The organism is Thermodesulfovibrio sp. 1176 (genome assembly GCF_029946585.1).
Taxonomy (GTDB): domain Bacteria; phylum Nitrospirota; class Thermodesulfovibrionia; order Thermodesulfovibrionales; family Thermodesulfovibrionaceae; genus Thermodesulfovibrio.
This window is the reverse complement of sequence record NZ_JARZRZ010000002.1, coordinates 80,113-101,305: the sequence shown is the minus strand read 5'-3', so window position 1 is coordinate 101,305 and position 21,193 is coordinate 80,113. Positions and strand designations below refer to the sequence as shown.

Here is a 21,193-nt window from a genome sequence, read left to right as displayed (position 1 = left end):
CAATATCTTTATTTTTTCATTTTATCCTTTCAAATTACTAATTAATTCTTCAACTGGTATTGCAGGTAATGTCATAAGCTGAACAGTTCCTCTTGAACCCAATTCAACAGACATTTTCATTACAGTAATATTGTCTGGAGCTTCCACAATATTAAAGAAATCATAGGGACCTAAAACTGCATATTGTTGAAGTACTTTCACTCCCATTTTTTCAATTTCTTGATTAACCTCAAGAATTCTCTCAGGCCTTTCCTTTAAGGTTTCTCTTCCATCATCTGTAAGTGTGCTTAAAACTACATAATAAGGCATAATCCACCTCCTCATTTTTTTTAATTATATCAAAAATAAAAATACTTAACAAAAAAATGTTAAATTTTATATAATTAAAGTATGGATTACATGGTAGTATTTATAACAGCACCAAAGGAAGAAGAGGCTGTAAATATAGCAAAAACTCTTGTGGAAGAAAAACTTGCTGGATGTATAAACATAATTAGAAATGTTCGTTCAATTTATTTTTGGCAGGGCAAGATTGAAGATGACTCTGAAGTATTAATGATTGTAAAGACAAAGGAAGAGCTTTTTGATAGGCTTAAAGAAAGGGTTAAATCACTTCATTCCTATACAGTACCAGAAATTATAGGAATAAAAATTAAAAAGGGGTCAGAAGATTATTTAAAATGGTTAAGTGAAGTAACAATATGAAGGAGAATGCTTTTACCTCTCTAATCTGCGAGAAGTTTTGTCATTATTATAAACCGGAAAAAGAAACTGAATTATGTGGTAGCTATTTTTATCTTCAAAAATCTATAACACCATCTGAATTAAAGAACTTGGTTGAACTATTACATTTGGATACAGAGATTGTAATAAAGCATGATCTAATATTTATTTGTAGTAAATGTGATTTTCGTGAAGATGGATGTGATTTCATTATTAATAAAAGTTCAATTCCCTGTGGTGGCTATATAATAATTAGTCGATTGCTTAATTATCTAAATCTCTAAAAAGGAGGTTACTATGTCAAGAAGGCTTGTGGAGAGAGATTTAAAAAAAAGAAGACATCGTAGAGAAAAATTAAGCAAGTTAAGAGAAAAATTTAAATTAGCAAAGACCGAGGAAGAAAAAAAACGTATTCTTAATAAAGTTTCAAAAATTGCTCCTTCTTTAAAAATTGAAGACTTTTTAGCATCTGTTAAGTAGGTTTTCGTATTTTAACTGTATTTGCATGGGCTTGCAATCCTTCAATGGTTGCAAGTCTTTCTACATATGGTGCAATTTCTTCGAATCCTTTTTTACCTATTTTGATTAAAGAACTTCGTTTTATAAAATCATAAACTCCTAATGGAGAAAAAAATCTTGCTGTGCCTCCGGTGGGCAAAGTATGATTAGGTCCTGCCACATAATCTCCTATTGGTTCTGTACTCCATGGACCTAAAAATATAGCGCCTGCATTTTTAACCATTGGCAATAATTCCTCAGAATTTTCTGTCATAATCTCAAGATGTTCTGGTGCAATTTTATTTACGACTTCTGTTGCTTCCTCTAATGATTGTACTAAAACTATTGCTCCAAAGTTTTTCAGAGATTGTTTTGCTATTTCAGCTTTTGGTAAAGTTTTAAGCTGTTTTGAAATTTCTTTTTTCACTTCATAGGCAAGTTTTTCAGATGTTGTAACAAGAATACTGCTTGCCATTTCATCATGTTCTGCTTGACTTAGCATATCGGAAGCTATGAAAGCGGGATTTGCAGAGCTATCTGCTACAATCATTATTTCACTGGGTCCTGCTATCATATCTATATCAACTTCTCCAAATACGAGTTTTTTAGCTGTAGCTACATAGATATTGCCGGGTCCTACAATTTTATCAACTTTTTTAATTGTTTCTGTTCCATAAGCTAATGCTCCAATTGCCTGTGCTCCACCAATTCTGTAAACTTCTTTTATATCAAGTAATTCTAAAGCAGCACACACTGTAGGATTTATTTCCCCTCGTGGGGTTGGAACACATACAGCAATTTCACTTACTCCCGCTACCTGAGCAGGAATAATGTTCATAAGAACTGTTGATGGATAAGAGGCTTTACCTCCCGGAACATATGCTCCTATGCGGTGAAGGGGTCTTATAATCTGTCCAAGAACAATGTCTCCTTCTTTATACTTCCATGATTTTTCAATCTGCCTTTCATGAAATTTTCTTATTCTTTGTGCAGCAAACTTCAGAGCATTAAGGACTCCCTTTGAAACTTCTTTTGCCTTTTCTTTAATTTCCTCAGGCTCAATTTTAAGCGGAAGGCCGTGTCTATCAAATAACTTTGTATATTTAATTAAAGCTTTATATCCTTTTTTTTTAACTTCATTGAGAATTTTTTTAACATTCTCTTCAATTTCAGGCTCAGAAGTTGACCGTTTACAGAGTCTTTTAATGAATCTCTGAATCTCAGTTTTATCTTTGATAATCAACATAAAAAATTATAAAATAAATTTTATAACAATTGCCAGTTTGGTGATATAATAAAAATTTATGACAGGAATAATAAAAGCTCTTGGGCTTGTTTTTGGGGACATAGGAACAAGCCCCATATATACTTTAACTGTTGCCTTTTTAATTCTTGAACCAACTTATGAAAATGTTCTTGGCGTTCTTTCTCTTGTATTCTGGACACTTGTTATACTTCCAACTCTTCAATACAATGTGCTTGCAATGAGACTCAGTATAAGGGGTGAGGGTGGAACAATTGTTCTTGCTGAGATATTTAAATCTCTCTCAAAATCAAAAAAAGCTAAGGGAGTTATCACATTTTTATCCTTTATAGGAATCTCTTTTCTTATAGGTGATGGTGTAATAACTCCATCAATAAGTATTTTAAGTGCTGTTGAGGGTTCAGCTTTTATTCCGGGTATAACAGTATCACAGGGAATGCATATTTTAGGAGCAATGGTTATTACTATCTTTTTATTTCTTTTTCAGAAAAAAGGAACTGAAAAGGTTGCCTCTGCTTTCGGTCCTGTAATGGTCTTATGGTTTTTTTGTCTTTTTATTCTTGGCATCTATGGAATTTTGAAAAATCCAGAAGTTTTGAAAGCTGTAAATCCATATTATGCCATAGATTTCCTTTTAAAAAATGGCTGGAAGGGTTACTTAATCTTAGGAGAGGTAATTCTGTGTGCTACTGGTGCTGAGGCAATGTATGCAGATATGGGACATCTTGGTTCAAAACCCATAAGGCATGCATGGGCAATTTTGTTTTTTGTTCTTTCTATTAATTATTTCGGTCAGGGTGCTTTTCTTTTAGCTCATCCACATGTTAAAAATACTCTTTTTGAGCTATCTTTAAATTTTTCATCCTATCTTTATATTCCTTTTTTAATTTTGAGTATATCTGCAACTGTTATTGCTTCACAGGCAATGATTAGTGGAATGTTTTCAATTATCTATCAAGCAATCACAACAAGAATAATGCCAATGTTGAAGATTAATTATACTTCAAAGGAGTTAAAATCTCAGATATACATTGGAAGTGTTAACTGGTTTTTGCTTTTTGCAGTTTTGTTTATTATTTTAGAGTTTAAAAGTTCTTCTAATTTAGCAGCAGCTTATGGACTTGCTGTAACTGGAAATATGTGTATAACAGGAGTTATGCTGATTTCAATATTTTTTCTTAAAAGAAACTATATTGCACTGATAGCTGCTTTGGCTGTTACTGCTGTTGATTTTATATACTTCAGTTCATGTCTGCATAAGATTCCTCATGGTGGATATTACTCAATTCTGCTTGCATTATTTCCACTTTTAACCATTCTGCTTTTTACTAATGGGCAGAAAAAACTTTACAGTGCTATGAAGTTTATGGATAGAGAAGACTTTATTTTAAAATTTGAGAGAGTCTATAAAACAAATCCTAAAATACCCGGAACAGCTATTTTCTTTATAAAAGATACAAGTAAGATTTCACCATACATAGTTGAAACAATGTTTTATCATGGAATAATTTATGAAGACAATATATTTCTGTCAATTATAATCAGACCAGATCCATTTGGAGTAGTTGGATATTTTAAAGAAGAGCTTTACATGGGTATAAGAGTTTTTGAGATTGAAATTGGTTATATGGAAGTTGTAAACATTGAAGAAATATTAATGGAAAACGGAATTGATGAAAGAGCAATATTTTACGGTCTTGAAGACATATCTGCAAAAGGATACTGGAAAATATTTGTCTTTATAAAAAGAATAACGCCAACTTTTATAAGCTTTTTCCGATTGCCTTCAAGAAAACTTCACGGAGTTTTAACAAGAATAGAGATGTAACTATTTAACTATCACAACAGGGCATGTTGTATAGGTTGCTACTCTTCGGGATACTGAACCAAGAAGCCATCTTTCAATTTTTGACATACCCCTTTGCCCTATGACTATCATATCAAAACCATTTTCTGTAGCATATCTTACTATCTGGTCAGCTGGATGCCCTACAACAATATCTGTTCTTACTTCAATTCCATGCTCTTTTGCAACTAAAAATACTTTTTCAAACTCCTTTTTGTAGTATTCTGTGGCACTATCAATTACTGCTTTTATTTCTACTATATCAGCAGGCTCAGGAGGCTGAGCTACTGAAAGAACAGTTATTTTTCTCTCTTTAGAGGAACATTCCTTTGAGAGATTTAAGGCAAAATCAAAAGCTTTGTAAGATTCCTGAGAACCATCAAAGGCAACGAGAATTCTTTTTAACATCTTTTAATCCTCCTTTTTGGTTTTAGGTAAGAGATACTTTGGTAAATAAAAAGCATTGGCTATAATTGTTGGGATTACTGCACTACCAATTACAGCAGCAATTAAAAGAGAGTATTGACTCTGGTCAATTATTCCATGGGTTAATCCAAATAAAGCAGAGATGGAACCAAAGGTAAGTCCTGTTGACATAAGAAGTGTTGTATACATTCCTTCTTTATGTTTAAATTTAAAAAGTTTAGTAACAGGATAAATACCTACAATTTTTGTTATCATCTTCCCACCCAATAATACCAAAAGAGCCAAGGGTGCTGCAATTAAGGATGGAATGGAAACAAAATAGCCAGCCCTTAAAAAATAAATTGGTGTTAGAAATCCAATTGTAAGGGTTCTCAATCTTCTAATAAGTTGATTATCTTTGCCGACACTTCCTGCTAAAACCATACCAAAAATATAAGCTGGAAGAACAGCCTCGCTTCCTGACCATATGGCTAAAGCACCGAGACCAAAAAGTATGCATAAAAGATATTTCGTTTCAAATTCTGAGGGTTTATTGCCAAATTTTTTAAAAATTTTCGGGGTTACCAATGGAGCAAAAATAACAATAAAAATTGTAAAACCTATAAAAATCAAAGATTTTATAGTAAAGGGAGAGAAAATAAGTCCGAGAGCTATGACTGTACCAAGGTCATTTACAAAGCATGCTGCGAGAATGACTTTACCAAATTCTGTTTTATTCAATCCCAATTCAAGCATTACTGCATAGACAACTGCAACAGAAGTTGTTGAAAGAGCAACGCCTGCAAGCCAGCTTGCTTTAACACTCCAGCCAAGCAGATAGTAAGCAAAGGCTGTACATCCAAGAAAAGGGGCTAAAAAGGCTATTAATCCTATCCCTGCTGTTTCTTTCCATCTTGTTTTTAATATCTCTGGTTCAAGTTCAGTACCTGCAAGAAAAGTGAGCATTATAGCTCCAACACCTGCAATGAATTTAATCCAAATATCATTTTCACCAATTGATATGCCTGAATTTGCAATAGCAAGGCTTGCAATTGCTCCAACCGCAATTTCTGTTAATGCGGTTGCTAAACGAAGCTTTGTAGCAATTACTGTAGAAACAATAGCAAGGAAAAACCAGAAAGAAGCCTTTAGAAGAATTTCAAACATTTTTGCCTCCTTATTCAGGGTAAAATACCTACATTTTTCAAGTAGGAGTTATCAGCCCTGAAAATCAGAGGCACTTAAAGGCGAACTCCATCGCCTTTTTTAATATAAGGCATACCGTGTTTTTTAATCAAGCAATTTCCTCAAAATTCTTTATTTGAGTTGAGTTAAATTTAAATGTTATTATATTGCTTATGGCGATAGTTAAACCTTTTAGAGGCATTCTCTATAATCCGCAAAAGGTTAACGGAAGTGATGTCATGAGTCCTCCCTATGATATTATTTCGGAGGAGTTAAGAGAAGAACTTTATTTAAAGAGTCCTTATAACATAATCAGAATTGACTATGGAAAAAATCAACCTAACTTGGATAAATATGCTTTAGCTAATGAATTTTTTCAGCAATGGCTTAAAGAGGGAATTCTTATTCAGGATGATGACCCCTGTTTCTATGGGTATGAAGTATCTTACAAGTATAAAAGAAAAAATAAAATTTTAAGAGGTATTGTAGCAGTTGTAAAACTTGAAGAAGTAGGCAGAGGTATATTTCCTCATGAACAGACTTATTCTAAGCCTAAGGCTGATAGGTTAAATTTAATGAAGGCTTGTATGGCAAATACTTCTTTAATTTTTTCAATTTATCGCTCTAAAGAAAGAATAACCTCTAAAATACTTGAAAAAATTGAAAAGCCTTATATTAAAGCAAAGGATTTAGATGGCAACGAACACAGGATTTATAAAATCCGAGACAATACTCAAGTTCAAAGTATAATAAATGAATTTAAACATAAACCTCTTTTTATTGCCGATGGTCATCATAGATATGAGGTAGCTCTGGAGTTTCAAAAAGAGATGGAGAAAATATATCCTAATTCAACAGATGCTCCTTGGAATTATGTTTTAATGTTTCTGTCAAATATAGAAGATAACGGATATCTTATACTTCCTACTCATAGACTTTTAAGTACTTCTCAACCTGTTAAAGATTTACTTTCAAGTAATCCTAACTTTATATTTAGAGAAATAAATGAAAAATTTTCTGACATCGAGGAATTTGTTGAAGAAAAAGGATATGGAAATTTTGGAGTGTATCTAAAAGATAAAAAATGGTATTTATTAAAATACATTGGGCCATCTCTTGATAATCTACCTCCAGAATTAAGAAATCTTGATGTTAATATTTTAGAAGAAGCTGTCATAAAACAACTTTTCCCTCAGCGAGAAATTTGTTATGATATAAATATAGATAAAGGTATGAAATTGGTTCATGAAGGAAAATGTGATTCTATATTTGTTTTAAGGGCAACAAAAGTAGAGGATATTGAAAGAGTGGCGATTTCTGGACTTAGAATGCCTCCAAAATCCACCTATTTCTATCCTAAACTTCTTACAGGTATGGTTATCAATAGTCTCAAAGAATAAAAAAAGGAGGTAGCTATGGCAATAAAAGTGGCCATTAACGGTTTTGGTCGAATAGGAAGACTATTTTTTCGTTCTTGTCAGGATTTTCCTGAAATTGAAATTGTAGCTATCAATGATCTTACTGATGCATATACTTTATCCCATCTACTTAAATATGACTCTGTTCATGGACAATTTAAAGCCGATGTTCAGGCTAAGGACAATACCATTGTAATTAATGGTAAAGTACTACAGGTCTTTGCTGAAACCTTACCCGAAAGACTTCCATGGGGAGATTTGAATGTGGATATAGTAGTGGAATCTACAGGTAGATTTACTGATAGAGCAGGAGCTTCTAAACATCTTGATGCAGGAGCAAAATGGGTAATCATAACCGCACCAGCAAAAGAAGAGGATATCACTGTAGTGATGGGAGTTAATAATCATCTTCTTGATCCATCTGTTCATAGAATTATCTCCAACGCATCTTGTACAACTAACTGTCTTGCTCCAGTGGCAAAAATTTTACATGAATTTTTCGGCATTGAAAGAGGTTTTGCAACAACAGTGCATTCATACACAAATGATCAGAGAATTCTTGATCTTCCTCACAAAGATCTCAGGAGAGCAAGGGCTGCGGCTGTATCAATGATTCCTACTACAACTGGTGCAGCTAAGGCAGTTGGTAAAGTTTTACCGGAGCTTAAGGGTAAACTTGACGGACTTGCAATAAGAGTTCCTACTCCCAATGTCTCATTAGTTGATCTTGTTGTTCAGTTAAATAAGGAAGTAACAGAAAGAGATATTAATGAAGTTCTTAAAAGAGCCTCAGAAGAAGAAATGAAAGGAATACTTTACTATATAGAAGAACCTCTTGTATCCATTGATTTTAATGGTTCCACTTATTCTTCCATTGTTGACTCACTTCTTACTAAGGTTATTGAAAATAAACTTGCAAAGGTAATTTCTTGGTACGACAATGAATACGGATACAGTTGTAGAGTAAGAGATTTAATTTTATACTTAATGAACAAGATTTAAAAAAGGAGGTTAAAATGACTCCATTTAATAATTCCTTCGATAAAGTCACTATCGAGGATCTTCCCATTAAAGGAAAGAGAGTTTTTATAAGAGCGGATTTTAATGTACCCCTTGATGCAAATTTGATGATAACCGATGACAGAAGAATTCGTTCTACTTTACCTACGATAAATTATGCTATTGATGAAGGAGCAAAGGTGATACTCGCTTCTCATCTTGGAAGACCAAAAGGTAAGTTAGATCCCAAATACTCTTTAGCTCCTGTGGCAAGAAGATTGCAGAGACTTCTTAACAAAGAAGTTATTTTTGCTCCTGATTGTATAGGCCCACAGGTAGAACACTTGGTTTCAAGAATGAAGGAAGGTGATGTTATTTTACTTGAAAATCTTAGATTTCATATTGAAGAGGAAAAAAATGATGAAAAGTTTGCTAAAGCCCTTGCATCTTTAGCGGATTATTATGTTAATGATGCCTTTGGAGCATCCCACAGGGTTCATGCATCCATAGTAGGTATTCCTAAATTTTTACCCTCAGCAGCTGGTTTTTTATTGAAGAAAGAAATTGAGTATCTAAAAGGAGCGATTGAATCACCTATAAGACCTTTTATAGTGATACTTGGCGGAGCAAAAGTTGGAGGTAAAATAGGTGTTCTTGAAAATCTTGCTGACAAAGCTGACAAAGTAATTGTTGGTGGTGGAATGGCTTTTACATTTATCAAAGCACTTGGATATGAAGTTGGAGACTCTCTTGTTGAGCAAGATATGTTAGATTTTGCAGAAAAAATTATGGAAAAATTGCGCAGAAATAAAGTGAAATTTTACCTTCCCGTTGATGTTGTCATAGCGCAAAGTATTGAAGCAGGCGCTGAAACAAAGATTGTTCCAGTTCAGGAAATTCCTCCTGGTTGGAGAGGGCTTGATATAGGTCCTGCTTCAGTTAAATTATTTACTGAGGTTCTTCATGATGCTAAAACTATTCTTTGGAATGGACCAATGGGAGTTTTTGAAATAGATGCTTTTTCTCGTGGAACCTTTGCTATTGCCCATGCTGTAGCAGATTCTTATGCTTTTACAATAGTTGGCGGCGGAGATACAGACTATGCTGTTCACAGAGCTGGTGTAAGTGATTCAATATCTTTTATCTCAACAGGTGGTGGAGCGGCACTACAACTTCTTGAAGGGAAAGAACTTGTAGGATTAGCTGTTTTACCAAATAAAAAAAGAGATTAACTAATAGAAAGAAAGAGGGGAGTCATCTCTGATGACTACCCCTCCTTCATTTATAGCCTTCTTAATATATTTTGGAAGACTAAACATACTTCTATGGGAATCTAAATCATAAAATTTTAATTTATCCTCTATAGACGATATTTTTTCATCAAGAATAACTGTCCCAGGATTTATTTTTTTTGATGCAAGAACAAAACCCCAAGGAGCAAAGAAAGAGGGAATATTAGCTATGTAAGGCTTAACGTATGGAAAAACTTCCTTTAGAGTTTTAACAATGGAAATAAAAATTTTTATATTATTTAGTGAAGTAGAAGCAGACTGTGTAACCATTATACCTTCTGGAGTAAGAGCATTATAAACCTTTTCGTAAAACTCTTTTGTATAAAGTAGATAGGCAGGACCTCCTTCTTGGGGTTCTGGTAAGTCTATTATAATCACATCGAAATAGGAATTAATTTTTTCAATATAAGCTCTCGCATCATCTATAACTAACCTGACCCTCGGATCATCAAAAGCACCATTACTCCACTCTGGTAGAAATTTTTTAGATATTTTAATTACCTCTTCATCAAGATCAACCATTACTACTTCAGTTACAGGATGCTTAAGCACTTCTCTTATTGTTGCACCTTCACCACCACCTGCAATGAGAACTTTTTTCGGATCATTACTCAAAAACATAGCTGGATGAACCAATGCCTCATGATATATGAATTCATCCATCTCAGATGACTGCATCTTGCCATCCAGTAAAAGGCATTTGCCTAGATTACCAGTCTTAATTACTTCAATTCTCTGATAGGGAGATTCCCCAGAATAGGTTATCTCCCTCAGAGAATGAAGTAAAATCTCATCTTCTGATGTTTTTTCAATATACCACTTGGTATTCATCATAGCAAACTTTGTGAGGAAGTTTCTCATTTTTATGAGATATAATTCCTCTTTTCATCTCCACTATTGATGGATTTTTACATTCAAAGGCTTCTATAATATATTGAGCTGCAATTTCAGGTTTAATAGTATCACCACAGGTAAATACATCAACTGCTGCGAAGCCGTATTCTGGCCAGGTATGAATTGTAAGATGACTTTCTGCAATAACAACAACTCCGCTAATACCAAAAGGACTAAATTCATGGAAATTAATGTTAATTATTGTTGCATTAGCTTTTTTTGCTGCATCAACCAGAATGGTTTGGACACTTTCGAGATCCTTGAGGATCTCAGGATTGCATTCTTTTAATTCAATTAAAAGATGGGTCCCTAAAGCATACAATTTTCGCCCTCCTCCCACAGAGATGAAAACAGGGACAAAGCCCCTGTAAACTATATATATTAATTAAAAAAATTTTTTTTTGTCAAATTTAATCTTTGTACTTTAATTTTGACAATTGAAAAGTACTGTATTAAGCGATTTTAAAGATTGTATACTTTGTATTTATTTGTCAAAAATTTAGAGAATTATTTTCATCTTGACATAATTTGTAAACAATGGCAATACTTTATTTCATGCCAATAAAAAGTTTTCTTGCCATAATTTATACTACAGTGCTTACAATTTCAGCTCTTCATATGCCCCAACCTCTTTTACCGCTACTTAGTAATGTTTTTAGATCGGAGATGGATGTTATATCACTTATTATGAGTGCTACTTTTATTCCTTTAACTTTCATACCGATTGTTTCTGGTGTAATTCTTAATTTTTTATCGCCAAAAAGAATGATTCTATTTGCTGCTTTAGCTCACTCAATTATTGTTTTTGGTATTTCAATAACGGATCAACTACAATTGGCGATTTTTTTACGATTTTTGGAAGGATTTATGATATCAATGATTCTGACATCAAATACTACATATATTTCTTTAAAAGCTAAAAAAGAAAAAATTCAATTTTATATGTCTTACTATATTGCTTTTACTACAATTGGTGGTTTGCTTGGTAGAGTTATTGGAAGTGTATTAGCTACTTTTTTTGGTTGGCAAGCCTGTTTTCAAGTTATGGCTGTAAGTCTTTTGTTAGTAATTCCAATAGTATATTTTTTTTTAGATGATATTGTGAGTCCTAAGCAATTAAGCAATAAACTCCCATTAAAAGAATTAATTGAAATTGTCTTTGAAAAAACAAACAAAAAGATTTATTTGAGTGTATTCTGCCTTTTTTTTATTTTTACTGCGATTACTAATTTTTTACCATTCCGTATTAAAAGTCTTTATGCAGAAAGTACTGAGTTAACAATAGGATTTATATATTCGGGATATATTACTGGTATAGCTATTTCTTTTATAGCTATTAAAATTATAAAATTATTGGGGGATGAACGAAAAACTCTGCTTTTAGGTCTTTCTTGTTATGCCTTCTTTCTTGTTATGTTTATTATCCCTAATCTTTTATTAATTTTTATTGTTATGTTTGGCTTTTGCTCAGGAATGTTTCTTGTTCATTCTGTATCATCGGGATATTTAAATAAATTGACAACAACTCAAAAAAGTCTTGTAAATGGTGCTTATATATCTATTTATTATTCTGGAGGAGTCCTTGGCTCTTACTTACCTGGTATTATTTATAAAAATTTTGGATGGGAATTTTTTATTGTCTGTCTTTTAATTATGCTTTTTGTTTCTATATATTCCTCTTTTAAATTGTCTAAGTGAAAAAACATCTTACATAACGATCATCTGAAACTTTTCTGTATGTTGGTATCTCCTTTGAACAGATTTCTTGTTTATATTTACATCTTGGATTAAAGACACATCCTTTAGGTAATGATTTTAAGTTTGGGATATTACCAGGAATACCCATTATTTCGGTCTTTGCAGAAGGTATACAACTAAGTAAAGCCTTTGTATAAGGATGGTAAGGGTTATTATAGACATCTTCCACCTTTCCTTCCTCCATAATTCTACCAGCATACATAACGATTACTCTGTCGGCATACTCAGAAACAATGTTCATATCATGAGTAATTAAAATTAGAGATTTGTTTTCACTTTTTACTAAATAATATAGCAAATCAAGAATTTCTTCCTGTACTGTTACATCTAATGCTGTGGTTGGTTCATCGGCAATTATTAACTCAGGTTCACAGGCTATAGCCATTGCAATCATTATTCTCTGCTTCATTCCACCTGAAAGTTGATGGGGATAACTATTTATTGTATGGGGTATTTTTAATTTTTCAAGAATTGATTTTGTCTTTTTCAAAGCTTCTTTTTTTGAAATGTTTAAATGATGAATTAGCATTTCTGCAATTTGAGTGCCTACTTTAATCAAGGGATTAAGAGAAGTTGTAGGGTCTTGAAATATTATAGAAATTTTTCTGCCTCTTATTTTTTCTAATTGGTAAGATGGAAGATTTAAAATTTCTGTTCCATTAAACACTACAATTCCTTCTGCCTTAAAATATTCAGGTAATAGATTAATTAAGGTAAGTGCAGTTAAGCTTTTACCACTTCCACTTTCACCTACAAGAGAAAAAATCTCTCCTTTGTTGACTTGAAAATTAATATCCTCAAGATAGACTATATTTTTATAGAAAACATTAAGTCCTTTTACATATAGTAACACTTCACTTATTTAATGCATCCTTTAATGCTTTGCTCATTTTAAATTGAATTGCTCTTTGTGGTGGAACGGTTACTGTTTCACCAGTTTTAGGATTTCTAGCTTGGCGGGAATTTCTTGTTTTTACCTTGAAATTACCAAACCCTCTTAATTCAATTTTTTCTCCTTTTATTAGTTTATCTTTCATAGCATCAAATATCATGTCTATTATTGTTTCTACTTGTTTTTTAGTGAGGTATTCTATCTTTTCAGATACTTTGTCAATTAATTCAGATTTTTTCATTTTTCTCCTCCTTCAATTTGTTTGTGGTAAGTATAGGTAATAAATTTGACTTGTAGGTAATAATCTCTTTATCAATGATTCTGTATCACCCTTCAGAAGTTCATATAAAATAGTAGTTTTTTTCATAATTATTTCAGGTTCTCCCTTAATGTTTCCAAGCTGAGCAGCTACTTTGATAGCATACTCAAGATCGCCAATTTCGTCAACTAAACCAATTTCTTTTGCTTTTAATCCTGTAAAAACTCTTCCATCAGCAATTTTTTTAACTTTTTCAATAGGTATTTTTCTTCCCTCAGAAACTGCATCGACAAACTGGTCGTGGACATCATCAATTAGTCTCTGTAGCACTTCTTTTTCATCACTTTGAAGTGGTGGTTTCAATGGCGATGTGATGTCTTTGTATTTACCACTTTTTATTACTTCTGCTTTAACTCCTATCTTATCGAGTAAACCTTTAATATTTGGTATTTCAATTAATACTCCAATTGAGCCTGTTATGGTTCCTGGATTAGCAATTATTTTTGTAGCTGGGCAGGAAATATAGTAAGCACCTGAAGCTGCAATAGATCCCATTGATACAACAACTGGTTTTACCTTAATTGTTCTTTTAATTTCTTCGTAAATTTCCTGAGATGGAACTACTGCTCCACCGGGGCTGTCAACTCTTAAAACAATTGCTTTAATAGCTGGATTTTTTCTGTATTGTTTAATTTCCTCTATTACTGCTTTTGAATCAACTATAATTCCTTTAACATTAACCATAGCAATTTTACCATAGGAAAGACTACTTTCCATAATAGTAGCAAGAAAGCTTATTAATATAAGTCCAATTAAAATAATTAAGAAAATTTTAAGTTTTTTTCCTATCATTCTTCTTCAGCCCTTTTCATGCTAAGTCCTATTTTTCTTTTTTCTGTGTCAACCTTAACAACAACAACACTTATTTCATCTCCTTCTTTTACAGGTTTTTCTTTATTTATCTCTGAGTTATAGACAAGTCCTTCTACAATTCCTTCTAAATCAACAAACAATCCATGTTCAGTTTTTTTAAGAACAATTGCTTTATAGACTTCTCCTACTTTAAATCTCTCAGGAATTTCTTTTAACCAAGGATCATCAGTAAGTTGTTTTATACCTAAAGAAAGTTTTTCCTTTTCAGGGTCTAAATTTAAAATTACAGCTTCAATTTTTTGTCCCTTTTTAAAAAATTGAGAGGGATGATCAACATGTTTTGTCCATGAAATATCTGATATATGAATAAGTCCATCAACTCCTTCGGGTAGTCTTACAAAAACTCCAAAATCAGTAATTGTCTTAACCTTACCTGTTACTTTATCACCTATTTTATATTTTTTAGCCACAACTTCCCAAGGTTTTGGTTTTAGTTGTTTTAAACTTAAAGAAAGCTTTCTGTTTTCCTTGTCAATATCAAGAATTTTAAGATTTAACCACTCATCAACTTCAGCATAATAAGTTGGATTCTTTGGCGTTGTCCAGTCAAGTTCACTTATATGGACTAATCCTTCAACACCTTCTTCAATTTCAATAAATAATCCAAAATCTTCAATGCGTGTAACCTTTCCTCTAACTTTCATACCAGAGTGATATTTTTTATCAATGTTTTCCCATGGATCTGGTTTCTTTTGTTTATAACCAAGAGTTACTCTTTCATTTTCAATATCTGATTTTAATACAACAAATTCGTATTCTTTCCCTATTTCAAAAAATTGGGATGGATGTTTAACTTTACCCCAAGATATATCAGAAATATGAATAAATCCGTCAATGCCACCAAGGTCAACAAAAACTCCGTAGTTAGTTATATTTTTTACAATGCCTTTTATTTTAGCTCCTTCTTTTATTTTCTGAGCCATTTCTTTCTTTAGGGATTCCCTTTGTTCTTCAAGATAACTTTTTCTGGAAAACACCAGAGTGGTTTTTACATTTTTCCAAGACCCATAGAGATTTTTTGGTGTTTCTATCTTTTCTATTTTTACCTTTAAATTTTGTCCTATATAATTGTCAAGATTTTTTGGTTTTCTTAATTCAAGTAATGATGCTGGAATAAAGCCTTTTATACCGAAGAAAGAAGCTATTAGTCCACCTTTGGTTTTGCCCGTAACTTTAACTTCAATTGGAGTTTCCTTTTCATTGGCTTCTATTAGCATTTCCCAACCTTTAATTTTTAAAGCTCTATCTCTTGAAAGATATATTGCACCTTGGGCATCATCAATTTTTTCAATAAAAACTTCAAATTCATCACCTTCTTTAAGACTTTCTAATTCTTCCTTTGTAAACTCATTATGGGGAATTATTCCTTCAAATTTATATCCCACATCAACTATAATGCCATCATTTCTTATTCCTATTACTTTTCCTTTAACAATTTCTCCCCTTTCAACACGAGAAAGTGTCCCCTCATAAAGACTCTCTAATTCTTGCTTTTCACTAAGTTCGCTCTGCATGCTCCTTCCTCCTTAATTTATAAACATTTTAATTTTTTCTATTACTTCATCAATGATCCACTGAGGTGTTGATGCTCCTGCTGTAACACCAATTTTTTTAACAGATATTACCCACTCTTTGTCAATTTCTTTAGCATCTTCAATATGATAGGTAGTAACACCAATTTTTTTGCAAAGATTAGCAAGTTGGGTAGTATTAGCACTGTTTTTCCCACCTACAACAATCATTAAATCTACTTCTTTTGCAACTTTTTCTGTTGCCTGAAGTCGCTTAGATGTAAAATTACAAAGAGTGTTAAAAATTCTTATTTCTTCAAATTCATTGAGAGAATTGATTATTTTATTCATTATTTCTTTAACCTTAGACATTGGCTGGGTTGTCTGCTCGATTATACCAATTTTTTTATTTAGAGCTGGAATTTCATCAGAGCTTATTACGGCAGCTTTTTCACCGGCATAGCTAAAAATTCCTTTAACTTCAGGATGTTCTTTATCACCTATAATAAGAACTTGATAACCTTCAGATGTTAATTTTTCAGCAATACTTTGAGCTTTTTTCACAAAAGGGCATGTAGCATCGATTATTTCTATTCCAAGATTTTTAATTTCTTCAAATTTTTCCTTTGGAATTCCATGAGCCCTGATTATTAAGGTTCTTATATTTTTGTTATCGATATCTTCTATGGGATGTACACCTAAATCCTTTAATTTTTCAACAACCTGAGGATTATGAATTATAGGACCTAATGTAAAAACGCCATCTTTATGTTTTTGAGCAACATCAAAGGCTATGTCAATTGCTCTTTTAACTCCAAAACAAAATCCTGCACCTTCTACCAGAACGATTTTCTGCATACTGTTTTTGATAATACAAGATATTAAGCAGACTCTGCAACTTTTTTTAAAATTAGTGAGATAACTTCTTGAAGATTAAGCATTGATGTATCAATATAAAAAGCATCTTCACTAATTCTTAATGGTGCATTCTGCCGTGAAGAATCTCTTTTGTCTCTCTCTATGACATCCTTTAATGCTTCTTCAAAGGTTATCTCTTTTCCAAGATTTAATAGTTGTTCATATCTTCTTTTGGCTCTTATTTCGGGAGAGGCATCAAGATAAAATTTTTTCCATGCATCAGGAAATACAACTGTTGTCATGTCTCTGCCTTCAGCTACAATATCCATTATCTGAGCAAAATCTCTTTGCAGAGGAAGCAAAAAATCTCTTATGACTTGTTTAGCAGAAATTTGAGAAGTAACAGCACCTATCTGAGGGTCTCTGATTAATAAAGAAACATCCTTTCCATTAAGAAAAATTCTACCATTTTCATAATTAATTTTTATTTTTTTAAGCTCTTTTTTAATTTCTTTGTCTGATAATGTTGAAAAATCTTTAATATGGTTAAATTTTATGAAAAAATGATATGCAATTGCTCTGTATAAAGCACCTGTATCAAGATATTGAAATCCTAAAATTTTTGCTATTTCCTTTGAAATAGTGCTTTTACCAGCCCCAGAAGGTCCATCAATTGCTATAACTTTTTTCATTTCTGAAGTATTTCAAGAAAATTATAAAATTCAGGAAAAGATATATCAACACAGTCTGCATCTTTTATAGTAGTTTTTCCATCTGCAATTAGTCCTGCAATACTTAATGCCATAGCTATTCTATGATCTTTATAAGAATAAACTTCTGTTCCTTGAAGTTTGCAAGGACCTTTTATCTCTACTCCATCTTCAAATTCTTTTATAGGAACTCCCATTTTACTTAGTTCTGTTGCCATTGCTTTTATTCTATCTGACTCTTTAGCTCTTAAATCTTTTGCATCCTTGATAATTGTTAGTCCTTCTGCCTGAGTTGCAATAACACATAAAATTGGAAATTCATCAATAAGTCTTGGAATTATTTCTCCATGAACAGTAACGCCTTTAAGTTCAGAAGATGTCTTAACTAAAATATCTCCAATAAGTTCTCCTGCTTGTTCTTTTAAATTAAATATCTCAATTTTTGCTCCCATGGAGCTTAGAACTTCAAGAAAACCTGTTCTTGTTTCATTTAGACAAACATTTTTTATTATTACTTCAGAGTCTGGCACTAAACAAGCTCCTCCAATAAAAAAGGCAGCTGAAGAAAAATCATTTGGAATAGTTATTTCAAAGGGATTTATTTGTTGTAATGGCGGAATGATTTTTATTGTGTTGTTTGTTATATAAAGTTCAACACCCATGCTTTTTAGCATTTTTTCTGTATGGTCTCTGCTTTTATGAGGTTCTTTTACAGTGGTCTCGCTTTTTGCAAAAAGTCCTGCAAGAAGAATTGCACTTTTTACCTGTGCACTTGCAATAGGCATTTTATAACTAATTCCTTTTAGGTTCCCACCTTTTATTACAATTGGAGGGAATTTGTTATCTGCTCTTGAGTAAATTTCTGCTCCCATTTGCCTCAAAGGTTCTATAATTCTTTTCATGGGCCTTTGTCTTAATGATTCATCTCCGGTAAGAACACTCAAAAAGGGCTGTCCAGCCAGTATTCCACTTAAAAGCCTTATCGTTGTTCCAGAGTTTCCACAATCAATAACATCTTCAGGTTCTTTAAGGGATTGTAATCCCTGTCCATGAACTATAATTTCTTTTATATCATTTACTTTAATTTGTACTCCAAGAGCTTTCATTGCATTTAGGCTACTTATAGGATCCTTTGCCCATAGAAAATTTTTTATCCTTGATTCACCCTTTGCCAGAGAGGCAAACATAACTGCTCTGTGCGATATAGATTTATCAGGTGGTGGTGTTATTTCTCCTTTAAGAAAAGTTGCTTTTTCAATTATTCTATTCATAATGATTAGCTCCCTAATTTCGATTTCATAACATAAAGAATTTTATAAATTTGCCTTGGATTTAAAATTGATTGGTAATTCTATTGTTAAACCTGAAGATTGGTCAGTAAAAATAAATTTCATATCTTTTAAAATTTGCAGTTGTTCATTAGCATTTAATAATTCTATTCCATATATTTTACCATCTGGAGTAAGATCTATATTTACCTCGTCACTTAGATGAATAGTTTCAACCTGTTCAGGTTTGTCTTTAAATTTTATATAAGCAATATTATATTTAGAATCATAGCTTAATTTCATGTTATTTCGCCTCCTAACTAAAAATATTTTACCAAAACCGTTATTACAACAAAATTACCGTCTTCTATAACTCCGTACCGTCTTCTATAACTCCGTAAATTTCAATTTGCTTTGTTTTATAGATTTTGCCTCTCCAAACTCCCTCAAGGGAAAAATTTCTTCTAAAACCAATTCTACCAAATTTTGCAGGAAATTTTTCTCCTTCCTTTAGAGTTTGTATTACCTCTTCTTCAGTTGCTCCTCTCTCTTGCATTCTTTCTTGAGCATGTTTATGAATTATAATTTTTTCAAAATACATTTTTAAGAAATTCTCTCTCTAAGATTTTTTGCTTTTTCAATGCATTTTTTCAATTCATCTAACTTTTCTTCCTTAATCAATCTCTTCATTTCTTCAATTTTGTCACAAAAAATACTTAGGTAGTCTAAAATGTTTTCACTATTCATAATAAAAATGTCTCCCCACAGTTCTGGAGAGCTTTTGGCAATCCTTGTAAAGCTTTTAAATCCTGAACCAGCATAGGTTATTAAGTTTTTATCTATATCAGCTACTGTGTTTACCATGCAAAAGGAAATAAGGTGAGGTAAATGGCTCATTAAGGCATAAACTCTGTCATGCTTCTTTGCAGACATAAATTCAACATCTGCACCCACTTCCTTCCATAATTTAGATACTTTCTCAAGAATCAATTTATCAGTTTTTTCAGTTGGTGTTATAATTACCTTTGCTCCTTCAAAAAGGTCTGCCCGCGCATATTCAAATCCTGTTTTATCAGAACCAGCAATGGGATGGGTTCCAACAAAATGAACTCCTCCGGGTAAAATCTTTTCAATCCTTTCTACAACCAATTCTTTAACACTTCCCACATCTATTACAACAGTCCCTTTTTTTAAAAATTCAGCCAATTCTGAAACAATTTTTTCAAAAACTCCTAAAGGAGTTGCAAGTACAACAATGTCAGCTAATGCTGCATCTTTTAATGAAGTTGTAAATTGATTAATTATTCCAAGTGATTCTGCTCTTTTAAGCCTTTGTTCATTCCTGCCATAGCCGATGATTGTATCTACCAATCCTTTATTTTTTAAGGCTAAAGCAAAGGATCCTCCAATTAATCCAACTCCAATAATTGATACAGTTTTAAATCCATCCTCCATTAGACTTCCCTACCAATAGCCATTGCAACTGCTTTAACTTTTTCCATCATATTTTTAAACTGCTCTGGAGTAAGGGACTGCTCTCCGTCAGAGAGAGCTTCTTCAGGATTTGTATGAACTTCTATCAAAAGCATATCAGCACCAGCAGCAACTGCAGCAACTGCCATTGGCGCAACAAGATCTCTTTTGCCAACACCATGACTGGGGTCTACTGCTACTGGAAGATGACTTAAAGATTTAAGTAATGGAATAGCACTAAGGTCAAGGGTATTTCTTGTGGCAGTCTCAAAGGTTCTTATCCCTCTTTCACAGAGTATAACTTTTTCATTTCCCCTTGAAAGAATATACTCTGCTGCCATAAGAAGTTCTTTTATTGTTGCAGACATTCCCCTTTTGAGCAAAACAGGTTTGTCAACTGAGCCAACTTCCATAAGCAGCTTGAAGTTCTGCATATTTCTTGTGCCAATTTGGAGAATATCAACATAGTCAAGCATTACATCTATATCTCTTGGATCCATAATTTCACTTATTACAGGAAGTCCTGTTCTTTCCTTTGCCTCTTTGAGATACTTAAGTCCTTCTATTCCAAGACCTTGAAAGGAATAGGGAGATGTGCGTGGCTTAAAAGCACCACCTCTTAAAAAGGTTGCACCAGCTGATTTAATTTTCTCAGCTATATCAAGAAGGGTTACTCTGTTTTCTACGGCACAGGGGCCTGCTGCAACATGAACTTTTTTACCTCCGATTTGGAAGTCATCAACTTGAATAATTGTGTCTGTCTTTTTGAAGTCTCTACTTGCAAGTTTGTAAGGTTTAAGAATTCTTAAAACATCTTCAACTCCTGGAATTGCTCTTATAGCATTTTCTTCATCTTCTGTTACCTTTGATGTATCTCCGATTACACCAATTATTGTTCTTTCTGTTCCCTTTGATACATGGGGTTTGAGTCCCTTTGCTTCGAGTTTTTTTACAATTTTTTCAATTTGTTCGTCACTTACATCTGGTTTTAATACAATAATATCCAT

The 21,193-nt window shown here is 32.7% G+C and carries 25 protein-coding genes and 1 riboswitch; of the genes, 8 read left to right on the top strand and 17 right to left on the bottom strand.

Annotated elements, in window-relative coordinates:
* Positions 1–21: 21 nt before the first annotated feature.
* Entirely contained in the window at positions 22–309 is a 288-nt protein-coding gene (locus QI155_RS04310; RefSeq protein ID WP_281321186.1) for a GYD domain-containing protein, read from the bottom strand.
* 81 nt (positions 310–390) lie between these two features.
* Between QI155_RS04310 and cutA the strand changes: the two genes are divergently transcribed.
* From cutA to QI155_RS04295, 3 genes are read left to right on the top strand one after another with little or no spacing between them, the layout of a single operon-like run.
* Entirely contained in the window at positions 391–705 is a 315-nt protein-coding gene (cutA, locus tag QI155_RS04305; RefSeq protein WP_068860670.1) for a divalent-cation tolerance protein CutA, read from the top strand.
* Positions 702–1,007: a hypothetical protein gene (locus tag QI155_RS04300; RefSeq protein WP_281321185.1), complete on the top strand. Its 306-nt coding sequence runs from the start codon at positions 702–704 to the stop codon at positions 1,005–1,007. The genes cutA and QI155_RS04300 overlap by 4 nt, the downstream gene beginning before the upstream one ends.
* A gap of 13 nt (positions 1,008–1,020) precedes the next feature.
* Positions 1,021–1,203 (top strand): DUF6800 family protein, encoded by a 183-nt coding sequence (locus QI155_RS04295; RefSeq protein ID WP_281321184.1) that lies wholly within the window; start codon positions 1,021–1,023, stop codon positions 1,201–1,203.
* On the opposite strand, the gene hisD is transcribed toward QI155_RS04295, so the two are convergent.
* Positions 1,196–2,467 carry a histidinol dehydrogenase gene (hisD, locus tag QI155_RS04290; RefSeq protein ID WP_281321183.1) on the bottom strand — a complete coding sequence of 424 codons (1,272 nt, stop codon included), beginning with the start codon at positions 2,465–2,467 and terminating at the stop codon, positions 1,196–1,198. The two genes, QI155_RS04295 and hisD, sit on opposite strands and share 8 nt — an antisense overlap.
* A gap of 58 nt (positions 2,468–2,525) precedes the next feature.
* On the opposite strand from hisD, the gene QI155_RS04285 reads away from it, so the two are divergent.
* A complete protein-coding gene (locus tag QI155_RS04285; RefSeq protein WP_068860676.1) occupies positions 2,526–4,313 on the top strand; it encodes a KUP/HAK/KT family potassium transporter in 1,788 nt (595 codons plus the stop codon).
* Here the strand turns inward: QI155_RS04285 and QI155_RS04280 are convergent, their stop codons facing one another.
* Positions 4,314–4,739: a universal stress protein gene (locus QI155_RS04280; protein WP_068860678.1), complete on the bottom strand. Its 426-nt coding sequence runs from the start codon at positions 4,737–4,739 to the stop codon at positions 4,314–4,316.
* A gap of 3 nt (positions 4,740–4,742) precedes the next feature.
* Positions 4,743–5,903 (bottom strand): cation:proton antiporter, encoded by a 1,161-nt coding sequence (locus QI155_RS04275; protein ID WP_281321182.1) that lies wholly within the window; start codon positions 5,901–5,903, stop codon positions 4,743–4,745.
* A gap of 35 nt (positions 5,904–5,938) precedes the next feature.
* Positions 5,939–6,007: riboswitch (Fluoride riboswitch) on the bottom strand.
* An 87-nt stretch (positions 6,008–6,094) separates the two neighbouring features.
* Here QI155_RS04275 and QI155_RS04270 point away from each other — a divergent pair.
* From QI155_RS04270 to QI155_RS04260, 3 genes are read left to right on the top strand one after another with little or no spacing between them, the layout of a single operon-like run.
* Entirely contained in the window at positions 6,095–7,321 is a 1,227-nt protein-coding gene (locus QI155_RS04270) for a DUF1015 domain-containing protein (RefSeq protein ID WP_083200104.1), read from the top strand.
* Between the two features lie 15 nt (positions 7,322–7,336).
* A complete protein-coding gene (gene gap, locus QI155_RS04265; protein ID WP_281321181.1) occupies positions 7,337–8,341 on the top strand; it encodes a type I glyceraldehyde-3-phosphate dehydrogenase in 1,005 nt (334 codons plus the stop codon).
* 14 nt (positions 8,342–8,355) lie between these two features.
* Entirely contained in the window at positions 8,356–9,570 is a 1,215-nt protein-coding gene (locus QI155_RS04260; RefSeq protein ID WP_068860686.1) for a phosphoglycerate kinase, read from the top strand.
* Here the strand turns inward: QI155_RS04260 and speE are convergent, their stop codons facing one another.
* Both speE and speD read right to left on the bottom strand, forming a co-directional pair.
* On the bottom strand, positions 9,571–10,491 hold the full coding sequence (gene speE, locus QI155_RS04255) for a polyamine aminopropyltransferase (RefSeq protein ID WP_281321180.1): 921 nt from the start codon (positions 10,489–10,491) through the stop codon (positions 9,571–9,573). It abuts the gene before it with no gap.
* On the bottom strand, positions 10,439–10,846 hold the full coding sequence (gene speD / locus QI155_RS04250) for an adenosylmethionine decarboxylase (RefSeq protein WP_068860688.1): 408 nt from the start codon (positions 10,844–10,846) through the stop codon (positions 10,439–10,441). The genes speE and speD overlap by 53 nt, the downstream gene beginning before the upstream one ends.
* A 215-nt stretch (positions 10,847–11,061) precedes the next feature.
* Between speD and QI155_RS04245 the strand changes: the two genes are divergently transcribed.
* The gene (locus tag QI155_RS04245; RefSeq protein WP_281321179.1) at positions 11,062–12,222 is read left to right on the top strand and encodes an MFS transporter; all 1,161 of its coding nucleotides are present in this window, start codon (positions 11,062–11,064) and stop codon (positions 12,220–12,222) included.
* On the opposite strand, the gene QI155_RS04240 is transcribed toward QI155_RS04245, so the two are convergent.
* The 11 genes from QI155_RS04240 to aroF all read right to left on the bottom strand — a co-directional run bounded on the left by QI155_RS04240 (position 12,215) and on the right by aroF (position 21,193).
* On the bottom strand, positions 12,215–13,135 hold the full coding sequence (locus QI155_RS04240; protein ID WP_068860696.1) for an ABC transporter ATP-binding protein: 921 nt from the start codon (positions 13,133–13,135) through the stop codon (positions 12,215–12,217). The genes QI155_RS04245 and QI155_RS04240 overlap by 8 nt on opposite strands.
* Before the next feature lies 1 nt (position 13,136).
* Complete coding sequence (locus QI155_RS04235) at positions 13,137–13,415, bottom strand: HU family DNA-binding protein (protein WP_068860702.1); 279 nt, start codon at positions 13,413–13,415, stop codon at positions 13,137–13,139.
* Positions 13,416–13,427: 12 nt separating this feature from the next.
* Positions 13,428–14,285, bottom strand: a complete 858-nt coding sequence (gene sppA / locus QI155_RS04230) for a signal peptide peptidase SppA (RefSeq protein WP_068860704.1) — start codon at positions 14,283–14,285, stop codon at positions 13,428–13,430.
* On the bottom strand, positions 14,282–15,880 hold the full coding sequence (locus QI155_RS04225) for a 30S ribosomal protein S1 (RefSeq protein WP_068860706.1): 1,599 nt from the start codon (positions 15,878–15,880) through the stop codon (positions 14,282–14,284). Before QI155_RS04225 ends, sppA begins: the two co-directional genes overlap by 4 nt.
* 12 nt (positions 15,881–15,892) lie before the next feature.
* Positions 15,893–16,735, bottom strand: a complete 843-nt coding sequence (ispH, locus tag QI155_RS04220) for a 4-hydroxy-3-methylbut-2-enyl diphosphate reductase (RefSeq protein WP_068860708.1) — start codon at positions 16,733–16,735, stop codon at positions 15,893–15,895.
* A gap of 23 nt (positions 16,736–16,758) precedes the next feature.
* Positions 16,759–17,427, bottom strand: a complete 669-nt coding sequence (cmk, locus tag QI155_RS04215; protein WP_068860710.1) for a (d)CMP kinase — start codon at positions 17,425–17,427, stop codon at positions 16,759–16,761.
* A complete protein-coding gene (aroA, locus tag QI155_RS04210) occupies positions 17,424–18,716 on the bottom strand; it encodes a 3-phosphoshikimate 1-carboxyvinyltransferase (RefSeq protein WP_068860712.1) in 1,293 nt (430 codons plus the stop codon). The genes cmk and aroA overlap by 4 nt, the downstream gene beginning before the upstream one ends.
* 42 nt (positions 18,717–18,758) lie before the next feature.
* Positions 18,759–19,016: a DUF2283 domain-containing protein gene (locus tag QI155_RS04205; protein WP_068860713.1), complete on the bottom strand. Its 258-nt coding sequence runs from the start codon at positions 19,014–19,016 to the stop codon at positions 18,759–18,761.
* A 64-nt stretch (positions 19,017–19,080) separates the two neighbouring features.
* Complete coding sequence (locus tag QI155_RS04200) at positions 19,081–19,314, bottom strand: DUF4258 domain-containing protein (RefSeq protein WP_254045461.1); 234 nt, start codon at positions 19,312–19,314, stop codon at positions 19,081–19,083.
* A gap of 2 nt (positions 19,315–19,316) precedes the next feature.
* A complete protein-coding gene (locus tag QI155_RS04195; protein WP_281321178.1) occupies positions 19,317–20,168 on the bottom strand; it encodes a prephenate dehydrogenase in 852 nt (283 codons plus the stop codon).
* Positions 20,168–21,193: a 3-deoxy-7-phosphoheptulonate synthase gene (aroF, locus tag QI155_RS04190; RefSeq protein ID WP_281321177.1), complete on the bottom strand. Its 1,026-nt coding sequence runs from the start codon at positions 21,191–21,193 to the stop codon at positions 20,168–20,170. Before aroF ends, QI155_RS04195 begins: the two co-directional genes overlap by 1 nt.